Below are 11,067 nucleotides of genomic sequence, written 5' to 3'. Positions count from 1 at the left end.
GGTGGCGATAGCGAAGAGGTCACACCCGTTCCCATGCCGAACACGGTCGTTAAGCTCTTTTGCGCCGATGGTAGTTGAGGGATTCCCTCTGTGAGAGTAGGACGTTGCCAGGCAGATAAAAGACAATCCATTGGATTGTCTTTTTTTTATATGCATAAACAGAATGCTCAAGGCGCTGAAGAGCTCTGTTCTGGAGGAACGATATCTTCCTGGAATAGTTCGTGATTACTAAGTGAGTAAACTTCTTGAAAGATCTCGTCCCTAAATGTCGTTACGACAGAAAGATAGAGAAATTGAAGAGTAAATCCTTCACTTCGGACAGAATATCCAGGTAGTTGAACAATATTCCCCTAAAGTCACAATAGCACCATAAATTATATCTAGAAATCGGAGACTTCAGGTAAGAAAAAGTCTAAAAACATATTGTTTAGTAAATCAATCTAGTTTTCTTCCTATACATATTGCTGTTTTTCTGTTTATCGTTTACTATAGTTTGGTTGACGACATAGGAGGGCATTATGAATCTACAATCAGTAATTGTATCAGTTAGTGTTATGGCTATCATAATGATTATTGGATTTTTACTTGAGCGTAAAACAAAACCGGCCATTGAAGCTAAGCAATTAATTATTCAAATATTAGTTATTTTGGCTGTTCCAAGTGTGATATTAAATGCAATTTTTCAAACGGAGATAACCGATAAGGTTCTTTCTCAAATGGGTTTGATCTTTTTATTTTCTGTAACTATTAATTGTCTAGGTATTCTAATAGGGTTAGTGGTTGCTAAAATTAGTGGATTTACTTCTTTAAAAGCAAGGCAAATTGCTGTATTAGCTGGGTTAGGAAATACAGGCTTTATTGGCATCCCACTGTGCGCAAGTATATTTGGACCAATGGGGGGATTGCTAGCTTCAATTTTTGATGCCGGAATGAGTTTGACTGCTTTTACGGTCGCTGTCATACTCTTGCAAGAAAAAATGAAGTTTTCCTTGGCTAACTTTAAACCATTATTAAATCCACCTGTTATCGCTATTACCTTTGGATTGCTTTTTACGATAAGTGGGTTCGAAGCACCGAGTTTAATCAAACAGGTTTCAGCGACTCTAGCTGGAATAGCTGCACCATTGGCGATGTTATATGTAGGTCTTTTAATTCCATCTATTTTTGAAAAAAATAAAGATGTTGAGAAGCTACAAATAAAAAATGTTGCTCTACCTATTTTTCTAAAACTTCTATTTATGCCTGTTGTAACATTACTCATAATGAAAGGCATACCTATTGATTCTTTTATGAAAGAGTTAATTATTATTCAATCTGCGATGCCGACATTAACACTCGCAACGGTCTTATTTGTGAGTTATTCAAATGGCGATCGTTCTGGCTTGATTACTGTTGTGACATCTACAGCTCTTTCATTGCTAACCATTCCGGTCATAGCTTTCTTGATACAAATGTTCTTGTAATTCTTGATCCAATTCAAAAATAATTGATTTAAGGCAAAAGGGGCTGTCCTAAAAGTCCGGAATAGAGGAGGCAATGGCTCCGTTCGCTACGCGCCGTGAGTGTGTAACCCACTCCTCTCAAGGCTTTAAAAAAATGTAGCGACTCCGCTCATTGCTTCGGGGGTGTCTCAAAAGGTCAAGAACAGACCTTTTGAAACACCCCCCTTTTAAATTTGCCGTAAAATTGGAGTTTAACTTACTTTTCTAGCTGATTTAGCCTTGCGCTCGCTCGTTGATATTTTAAATTGAAGTCTTTGGCAATTGAGCTGTTTATTACAATTAGAATTCCTACTTTGACCAACATGAGTGATAAAAAAAAACGATGGGATAAAGTGTCTCGCCTAAATAGACAGAAGATTGAAGGACCTCAAAAACCGGGATAAGAAAATTACATTGATATTTTTCCTACACTATTATATTTCATTAGTGTTCCAAAGAACAAAGCAACAGCAGACGATAGTTAGTTGAGCCCTTTTTTTACAAATAGGCATTTCTATAGATAGAAGCAATAGATTGTTATCGTTCATTTGAATACACTATAGTAGAGAGTCAAATAAATGACCAATATGTCTAGAAAGAAAGGTGAGTACAATTTTTGTTTATCGTGAGTGGCTGAAGAAGAATAAAGAACAATTCATAGAAACGTATCAACATCTCCACTCGATTGCAGAAATTAGTTGGGAAGAAAAAAAGACAACTGAATTTATATGCCAGCAATTAAAGGAAATAGGAATCCCGTTCTCAACTTTTTCTGATCATACGGGAGTTGTGGCTAGATGGCCAGGCGATAAAGATGGACCTGTCGTTGGTATTAGAGCCGATATTGATGCCTTATGGCAAAATGTAGATGGAACTTGGAAGGCTAACCATTCTTGTGGGCATGATGCGCACTCAACAATGGTACTTTATGCAATCAAAATGTTAAAAGAGCTTGGGTTTAGTCCTCCCGGTACAATTAAGATTATTTTTCAACCAGCTGAGGAAACGGGAAAAGGGGCTAAGGCATTAATTGAAAAAGGTGTCGTCGATGACGTTACTTATCTTATGGGAATACATGTTAGACCCATTCAAGAATTACGTGTAAGACAAGCGTCACCAGCCATTTATCACGGGGCTACGATGGTGTTAAAAGGAAAAGTAACAGGAATACAATCACATGCAGCTAGGCCACACCTTGGGATTAATGTACTCGATTCGATTGCGGCTATAATATACGCAATTAATTCCATTAAACTAGATCCGATAATCTCAAGTTCAGCTAAAGTTACAATGGTTCAGACAGAAGGAAAGAACATGAATATTATCCCTGATGAGGCGCTATTTGGTATTGATTTACGTGCTGAGACGAATGAAGCTATGAATGTGTTAGCTGAGAAAGTAAAGAAGGCTGTTAGTGCTGCTGCTAGTATTAATGGGTCTGAGGTAGAACTAGAAACCATAGCATCTACTGTTGCGGCTGTTCCTAATCGTTTTATGGAAGATGTAGTAGCTGAGGCGATTGAAGAAGGGCTGGGGTGTGATGGTGTGACTTTGCCACTAGTGACACCAGGTGGAGAAGATTTTCACTTTTATGCAGTTTGTAGGCCGAACATACAGGCAACAATGGTTGGTCTTGGAGCAAACTTAGAACCAGGACTTCATCATCCTAAGATGACGTTTGACTTATCAGCTTTAGAAGATGGGGTCGTTATTTTAGCAAGATCATTAGAAAAAGTCTTTGAGAAAGTTCGTTCGTAAATAACATACGAAAAGAGCGTCATTTTCATGACGCTCTCTTTCTAGAAAGGAGAGGAAAATGAATCAGCGTGATGCTTGTCTAGGTGATGCGAGCAAAACAACACCAAACCAATGCTGATCGAAAAAGCTTGCCTCATTGCTGAGGTTAGTACATCATATGTAAGAATGAGAGGAAAGGAATAAATATATGCGGAACTGTAGAAAGAACAAACGAATGTACTAATACATTTGTGTAGGAGGAAAAACGAACTATGGAACATAGACGAAGACTTCGCGATATAGGAATCAGGATTGGGAGATTTGAGACAGGCGATTTAAACTCGATTACGGACATTCAAGGTGTCAAAGTGGGCCATAAGACCATTAAAGAAGACTTACATAACGGTAACTCAGTTAGAACAGGTGTGACAGCCATATTGCCTCATTCGGACAATTTATTTAAAGAAAAAGTGATCGGTAATTCGTATGTGATTAATGGTTTCGGAAAAACAACAGGGACGATACAGATTGAAGAATTAGGAGTAATTGAAAGTCCCATTATGCTTACAAACACCCTTTCTGTCCCTGCTGTAACAGAGGGAACAATTCGTTATTTATTAGACCAAAATGATGATATTGGTAGTGTTACAGGAACCGTAAATGTTGTTGTCGGGGAATGTAACGATGGTTTTCTAAACGATATCCGTGGGATGCATGTGAGACCTGAGCATGCAATAGAAGCAATTACGTCTGCAAGTAAGGATGTGGTTGAAGGCTCTGTTGGCGCAGGCACGGGTATGTCTTGTCTTGGTTTTAAAGGAGGGATTGGGACAAGCTCGAGAGTGAAAACTGTTGACGGAACTAATTATACCCTTGGCGTACTTGTATTAAGTAATTACGGAAAAAAAGAGGATATTCTTATGCCAGAGTCTAATAAACGGTTACATAAGAGTTCTGAAGGAGCAAACCTTCCGGACGGATCCATTATGATCATCATGGGTACAGACGCTCCTTTTAATGAGCGCCAATTACAGCGGATTTCAAAAAGAGCTGCTTTCGGTCTTTCAAGAACAGGATCTGCTGCTGCTCATGGAAGTGGAGATATTGTTATTTCCTTTTCGACGGCTCATCGAATACGGCACTACCCTAGTAAACTTAGGCAATCATTCTCGTTTTTTGTAGAAGATGGTCCAATTATTTCTGATTTTTTCGAGATGGCTGTTGAGGCTGTTGAAGAGGCGATTTGGAATTCATTGTGTAAGGCAACGACGGTAATTGGTCAGAACGGAAATAAACGAGATGAATTTCCTTATCATTTATTTAAGTGAAGAAAGGTTGGAATGAAACATGCGATTTGTGACGTATGAAGTAGATGGTAACACGTTATTTGGAGTGAAATTAGAAGATGCAGTTATTGATTTATATGAACTTTCAAAGGAGTTACATAATGGAGTTGCTCCTGACTTCTTGAAGGATATGAAATCATTCATTCAAGCTGGGACTGATGCTTTCCATTATGTAACGGAGTTAGTAACTAAACTTAAGGAAATTGGTAATATGAATGCTCACTTTTTAAGAAAAATAGAAGATATAAAATTGCTCTCCCCAATTGAGAACCCAGGGAAAGTTGTTTGTGTTGGTAACAATTATATGGATCATTGTCGTGAGCAAAATGTCGATCCTCCGAAACAACCACTTATATTTTCAAAATGGCCGTCATGTATTATTGCAAATGGTGAGGAAATTGAATTACCAGAAGAATCAAAGCAAGTGGACTTTGAAGCAGAACTAGCTGTTGTAATCGGTAAAGGTGGCAAACATATATCTGAAGAAGAGGCAGAAGAATACATATTTGGCTATACGATTATGAATGATGTGAGTGCTAGAGATGTTCAATTTGGTGATGGACAGTGGGTAAGAGGAAAATCTTTTGATACTTTTGCTCCACTAGGCCCTGTTCTTGTTAGCAAAGATGAGATAGCTAATCCTCAAGATTTACATATTAAGCTAGATGTGAATGGGCAAGTGTTGCAAGATTCGAATACAAAGCATATGATCTTTTCCGTTCCCTACATCATTTCGTATTTATCAAAAGGTTTCACGTTTGAACCTGGTGATATAATTGCGACAGGAACACCTCATGGGGTAGGAGTGTTTCGCAATCCGCAGGTTTTCTTAAAGGGTGGAGATGTGTGCACAATTGAGATTGATCAAATTGGTACGCTGCAAAATAAAGTGAAAGAATAAAGATAGTAAGCTCTGACGCTTAACGTTTAGAGATTCTCGTTTTAAATTGCTATAAAAAGGAGGGAAAGATGACCAGTTCATCTTTCCCTCCTTTTAAATCGACTGTTTGTTTTGGTAGCTCTTAATTGTTGCATTTTTTTAGAAATGCTTTGTTTTGATTTTGCTGTTTGTTCATGATCAATTTTAAGGTCTTGGATTGTACTACCATCTAAATTAATTGTAAACCAAGTTCCTTCATTACTTGCTTTGGGCAATTGAGCAAGGTCAATGATAAATTCTTTTCCTAAACTTTCCACTAAAATCACTGCTTTCTGTTGATCAACTATACGGTCTAACACACCTTTTACCATTTTTTATCCTCCCATACATGCTAGATTCTCTGTTTTAATTTCAGCTATTCTAGCTGGACCAATCCCGTTTATTCTTGCTAAGTCTGAAATGTCTTCAAACGGCCGCAAGTCAATTAATTGAGAAGCTCGTTCCGTGCCAATATGGATAATATTTTCTATTTCAGACGCAGATGCACTGTTAATATCGATGCAATTAGCTTCGTTATCTATTTTTGTATTTTTTGTCGAATCGTTTGATTCTACTGTTGAGTCCAATGTGTATTTAGTTTTATTAGTTTCTACGTCATAGTTTTGACCATCAGTTGAGACGATAATCGTTCCATGAACAAAGGTGGTGTATAAATTAATTTTTGCATTTTCAACTCTAGAGACGACTTCATCGTGAGGATGTCCATACTGATTGTCTATCCCTGCTGAAATGATGGCTACCTCAGGATTCACTGCTTCTAAGAACGCAGGAGTCGTCGATGTACTAGAACCGTGATGCCCAAGTTGTAGAATGGTAGAATCTAACTGATGGCCTCGATCAATCATAGCTTGCTCTGTTTGTTCCTCAGCATCTCCGGTAAAAAGAAAGGAAACTTCACCATACGTTACACGAAGAGAAATGGATCCTTCATGTATATCACCTGTTAATTGAGCCGGGTTTATGACTTCAATAACAAGTGGACCAATGTCATACACTTCACCAGCTCGTGGCTCGTGATAATCAACACCACTCTCAATAATGGCATTAAGTACTCTTTCAAAGGTTTGTGAGGTAGTCTCATCTCCAGACATCCAAACTTCTGTCACGTCAAATTGTTCTAGTATTTGATCCATTTGTCCTATGTGATCAGCATGAGGATGAGTACCTATTAAAATATCAATATGGGAGATTTCTTCTTTTTGCAAATAGGAAACGACATCAACCGAATTCCAATTCCCAGCATCAATTAAAATATGGTAGGATTCGGTTTCGTCTGAAAACTCAAGTAGCGTTGCATCGGCTTGACCAACATTAATAAAATGAACGAGAAATTCATTCACCTGGTCGTTAATGAACTGGGCTCCATCGTTATTGCTTGAACTTACCTCAGGTGCGGTATTTACTGTACTTTGTTCCGTTGATGGTTGGGTTCCACAAGCAGTTACAAGTAATACAGCAACAAAACATAAAATGAATAATATCCTTCTCAGCATGCGTAACCTCCTAGATGACTGACTCTTTCGCCCTTCTAAGTATATCGAACATTTCTTTATTATGCACTAGCTCAGGCCGGAATTTTCCCAGTAAATGAGACTACACTTTGGCTATAAAGAATAACATTTGTCTTGTTGGATAAAGTAGGAATAATGCTGAAAGGTAAGGAGTTTTTCTTTATGAGCGAACATAAACCATTGAATGATAAAGTTGCTATCGTAACAGGCGGATCTTCAGGAATAGGAAGAGCAAGTGCCATTCAACTAGCGAAAAAGGGAGCGAAGATTGCGCTAGTTGATCTAAAGGAAAAGAATGCAGGAAAAGTGAAGGAGGAAATAGAGAGCTTTGGTGGGGAAGCCATTGTTACAGATACAGATGTCTCTGATGTATTGAGGATGGAAGAGAGTTATTATCAAGTTTTAAAGAAATGGGGACGATTAGATATCGTCTTTGCTAATGCTGGCATTAATGGAAAAGTAGAACCTATTGAAGATTTAAGTGCTGAAGATTGGGACCAAACGCTAACGACCAATTTAAAAAGCACGTTTCTCTCTGTTAAACTGGCTATTCCTCATATGAAAGAAAATGGTGGCAGTGTGATTATTACTAGCTCAATTAACGGAACGCGAACATTTAAAAATTTTGGAATGTCTGCTTACAGCACATCAAAAGCGGGACAAGTAGCATTTGGGAAAATGGCAGCATTGGAGTTAGCTAAGTATCGGATTCGTGTCAATATCATTTGTCCAGGTGCAATTGAGACAAATATTGGAGAAAATACATTCCCTGATAATGAAGAATTAAACAAGATTAAAATTCCTATCGAATACCCAGAAGGTTCGCAACCATTGGAACATCACGCTGGGAAATCAGAACAGGTAGCGGACTTAGTCTATTTCTTAGCTTCTGATGCATCTAGCCATATTACTGGAAGTCAAATCTTCATTGATGGAGCAGAATCTTTATTGTAAATGGTATTCTTAAATTAGAATCATCGATTGAAATTTTCGGTGGTTCTTTATATTATTCATTTTTTCTATCAGTCTATAATCATGTATAATGATGATAGATTAAACAGTAAGGAGTTTTACAAAAGATGAATGATTTACGAAGCGATACAGTAACAAAACCAACAGAAGCTATGAGAAGAGCGATGTACAAAGCTGAAGTTGGTGATGATGTATATAGAGAAGATCCAACAATAAATAAATTAGAGGAGCTAGCCGCTGACTTGTTAGGGAAAGAGGATGCTTTGTTTGTCACAAGTGGAACCCAAGGAAATCAGATTTCAGTACTGACTCATTGCGTTTCTGGGAACGAGGTGTTACTAGAAAAAGATTCTCATATTTTTTATTATGAAGGTGGGGCTATTTCTGCGTTTGCAGGAGTTCAAACAAGAACGATTTCTAGTGATAAAGGGGCAATGGACCCTGCAGATATTCAAGCTGCTATTCGAGGAAATGATATACATGAGCCAGAAACAGGCTTAATCTGTTTAGAGAATACACATAATCGTTGGGGGGGAGCGATTGTACCTGTAGCGAATATGAAAACTATTTTTGAAGTGGCTTCACATGCCTATGTACCAATTCACCTTGATGGAGCACGTCTCTTTAATGCGGCAGTAGCAGAACGTAAATCGGTTAAAGAATTTACAAAGTATACAAATACGGTTCAAATATGTTTATCAAAAGGCCTTGGAGCGCCAGTTGGTTCAATTATTGCAGGAAGCAATGAGTTTATTGGAAGGGCAAGAAAATGGAGAAAACGATTAGGCGGAGGTCTCCGCCAAGCAGGAGTATTAGCTGCTCCAGGCATCATTGCATTAACAGAAATGGTTGATCGTTTGGCAATCGACAACGAGAATGCAAAACATTTAGCAGAAGGCATAAAAAACATTCCAGGATTATCAGTTGCAAACTCTGTTGATACAAATATTGTCTTAGTTGATACATCAGAAAAAGGAATTCCTTCGAAAACATATGTAGAAAAATTGAAGGAGGCAGGAGTGTTAGCAGTTTCCTTTGGGCCGACAACGGTTAGGTTAACTACACATTATGATGTTACAAAAGAACAGATCGACGAAGCATTAGGAACGATACAAAAGATATAAAAGAGACCACTGAAAAGGTACGGTTTTTACCTTTTTTCAGTGGTCTTTAAACTAACCTTTTCTGTGCCTTTGTTACATTTTTATTTGGCTGTTTTCGTAACGATTGATGCTGTGAAGAAACGTTATTCTCGTAGTTAAATGTAGCGGAAGTCACTCGACTCCTGCGGGATGCAGAGGTAGGAGGCTCGGCACCTCCTTGCGGGTGCGAGTGGCTGGAGCGCAATGGAACGAACATGAGGAGAACACGTACCCAAACAACAATGTATGCGAAAACAGCCTTTTATTTACAACATTCCGATGAAGGAGGTTGTCCTGCTTCGACATGAAAACGGAGTTCGTTCTCTGTAAATAAAGATCTGCCATGAGTGTGTCCACCCAAATCTATTTTCTCCTTATTCATCAAAACCATTCCTTCATCCCAATTTATTTCCGTAATCCACGAAGTTATAGCGGAGCAAATTGTTTAGAAAGTAACCCACCCATTTCAATTTCGAGTAAGTCGATAGTCCACGTTTTATAATCAACGATGAGATCAGAAACAACTCCGACCTTATCATTTCGAGCATATGCATCAAAACCTTTTAGGGTCTTTAAATTTCTTAACTTAGTAGATAGAAACTAGTTTTTGCTTGCTAAAGGAACTCCATCTTTCATTCCTACTCCTATTCCTGTTATAGGTGTACCACTTAGATCTCCTTCGTTTAGAGAAGAAATGCCAAAGTCTTTCCAGCTTTCGTTCCAACCATAATAGGTAGATAATTTATTCTCGAATGCAAAAGAGATAGGCGAATGATTGTTTGGTTTTGGGCTATTTTTTATTTGTTCTTTCGTAACGTTTAGATCGATGATTCGTTCTTCCATATTTATGTTTGCGATTTCAGCCGGACTTAACAGCACTTTGCCTTCCAAAAACCATCTTCTCGTATCAAAAATGATATAGCGAATGGAGAAATGGATAGGGTCGAAATAAATATCGTCAATGGATCCTATGTCGCCATCTTTTGTGATGAGTGTAAAAGTAGTGAGGTTATTAGACTTGAGATACATTGGAATCTCCCCTTTTAAGAAGTTGTTTACTTATTCCCAAGAAAGAAGATTTTTAAACACGGAAAAATTCAATGTATGTTAAAGAATTTTAAAAATACATATATATAAAGCTTGAAAGTAGAGAGGCGGGATCATTTCATGTATAGGAACTCTTACAATACTCCGATGTCTTATGGACAAGAAAGAAACGTCAATCATCAACAACCACTCCTTAAAGTAATTGGAGAAGGGAGTGTAACAGCCGCTCCTGACCGAGTTCAAATTTTGTTGGGGGCAATTACAGAAGAGGCGACAGTTCAAAGTGCACAACAGGAAAATGCCACTATCATCTCAGCTGTTATCGAGGCAATCACTGGGTTAGGAGTTCCGCAGGAATCCATTCAAACATCAACGTATCGAATTGATCCACAATATGATTTCATAGAAGGTGAACAGGTTTTTCGGGGATATCGGGTTGCGCACATACTGCAAATTACATTAGATCAAGTTGAGCAGTCAGGGGCGATCATTGACGCTGCTGTACAACAGGGAGCCAATACAGTTCCGTCTATCACCTTTACTTTTCAGGATCCCTCTACCTTCTATCAAGAAGCACTTGTCGAAGCGATAGAAAATGCCAACCAAAAAGCAACAATTATGAGTAATACAATAGGGGTCTCGCTGAACCCAATTCCATTACGAGTTACTGAAATTAATAAGCAAGCTGCAGTTCCTTATCCAACCGTCTTGTCAGCTCAAGCTGCTGTAACTCCGATACAAGAGGGAGAGTTGACGATAACAGCTGCAGTCGAAGTAGAATTTACGTACTTTCCTTAGATCAAGTGCTAGTGAAAATTAAAGGTTGTCAATCAATGGGGACTATTGGTATCTTTATAATCAGACTAAAAAGATACCAGTGGGTGATGTTTT

10 protein-coding genes, 1 rRNA gene and 1 pseudogene are annotated in these 11,067 nt (G+C 38.3%); 8 read left to right on the top strand and 4 right to left on the bottom strand.

From position 1 onward, the window contains the following. The 5 genes from rrf to SAY88_RS02485 all read left to right on the top strand — a co-directional run. Nucleotides 1-113 (top strand): 5S ribosomal RNA (gene rrf, locus SAY88_RS02505); the annotation flags it as partial. A 405-nt stretch (nucleotides 114-518) separates the two neighbouring features. Then, nucleotides 519-1,463 carry an AEC family transporter gene (locus SAY88_RS02500; RefSeq protein ID WP_332629016.1) on the top strand — a complete coding sequence of 315 codons (945 nt, stop codon included), beginning with the start codon at nucleotides 519-521 and terminating at the stop codon, nucleotides 1,461-1,463. Between the two features lie 621 nt (nucleotides 1,464-2,084). Next, nucleotides 2,085-3,239, top strand: coding sequence for a M20 peptidase aminoacylase family protein (locus SAY88_RS02495; RefSeq protein WP_332629014.1), 1,155 nt, complete (start codon nucleotides 2,085-2,087; stop codon nucleotides 3,237-3,239). A 251-nt stretch (nucleotides 3,240-3,490) separates the two neighbouring features. Beyond that, nucleotides 3,491-4,546 carry a DmpA family aminopeptidase gene (locus tag SAY88_RS02490; protein ID WP_332629012.1) on the top strand — a complete coding sequence of 352 codons (1,056 nt, stop codon included), beginning with the start codon at nucleotides 3,491-3,493 and terminating at the stop codon, nucleotides 4,544-4,546. Between the two features lie 19 nt (nucleotides 4,547-4,565). Beyond that, a complete protein-coding gene (locus SAY88_RS02485; RefSeq protein ID WP_332629011.1) occupies nucleotides 4,566-5,465 on the top strand; it encodes a fumarylacetoacetate hydrolase family protein in 900 nt (299 codons plus the stop codon). A 77-nt stretch (nucleotides 5,466-5,542) separates the two neighbouring features. Here the strand turns inward: SAY88_RS02485 and SAY88_RS02480 are convergent, their stop codons facing one another. Then, a complete protein-coding gene (locus tag SAY88_RS02480) occupies nucleotides 5,543-5,815 on the bottom strand; it encodes a DUF3006 domain-containing protein (protein ID WP_332629010.1) in 273 nt (90 codons plus the stop codon). Between the two features lie 3 nt (nucleotides 5,816-5,818). Next, nucleotides 5,819-6,997, bottom strand: a complete 1,179-nt coding sequence (locus SAY88_RS02475; RefSeq protein WP_332629009.1) for an MBL fold metallo-hydrolase — start codon at nucleotides 6,995-6,997, stop codon at nucleotides 5,819-5,821. Nucleotides 6,998-7,177: 180 nt separating this feature from the next. On the opposite strand from SAY88_RS02475, the gene SAY88_RS02470 reads away from it, so the two are divergent. Next, nucleotides 7,178-7,969, top strand: a complete 792-nt coding sequence (locus SAY88_RS02470) for an SDR family oxidoreductase (protein WP_332629008.1) — start codon at nucleotides 7,178-7,180, stop codon at nucleotides 7,967-7,969. Between the two features lie 125 nt (nucleotides 7,970-8,094). Continuing rightward, nucleotides 8,095-9,111, top strand: a complete 1,017-nt coding sequence (gene ltaE, locus SAY88_RS02465; protein ID WP_332629006.1) for a low-specificity L-threonine aldolase — start codon at nucleotides 8,095-8,097, stop codon at nucleotides 9,109-9,111. 444 nt (nucleotides 9,112-9,555) lie between these two features. Here ltaE and SAY88_RS25915 read toward each other — a convergent pair. Both SAY88_RS25915 and SAY88_RS02460 read right to left on the bottom strand, forming a co-directional pair. Continuing rightward, nucleotides 9,556-9,693 (bottom strand): annotated as a pseudogene (locus tag SAY88_RS25915) (hypothetical protein); the annotation flags it as partial. A gap of 36 nt (nucleotides 9,694-9,729) precedes the next feature. After that, nucleotides 9,730-10,158 carry a PRC-barrel domain-containing protein gene (locus SAY88_RS02460; protein WP_332629004.1) on the bottom strand — a complete coding sequence of 143 codons (429 nt, stop codon included), beginning with the start codon at nucleotides 10,156-10,158 and terminating at the stop codon, nucleotides 9,730-9,732. Between the two features lie 138 nt (nucleotides 10,159-10,296). Here SAY88_RS02460 and SAY88_RS02455 point away from each other — a divergent pair, with 138 nt between their 5' ends. Next, the gene (locus tag SAY88_RS02455) at nucleotides 10,297-10,974 is read left to right on the top strand and encodes an SIMPL domain-containing protein (RefSeq protein ID WP_332629002.1); all 678 of its coding nucleotides are present in this window, start codon (nucleotides 10,297-10,299) and stop codon (nucleotides 10,972-10,974) included. Nucleotides 10,975-11,067: the final 93 nt, after the last annotated feature.

Source organism: Halalkalibacter flavus, assembly GCF_036663575.1.
GTDB classification, from domain to species: Bacteria; Bacillota; Bacilli; order Bacillales; family Bacillaceae_D; genus Halalkalibacter; species Halalkalibacter flavus.
The sequence above is the reverse complement of the archived record's forward strand: the minus strand, read 5'-3'. Positions and strand labels throughout refer to the sequence as shown.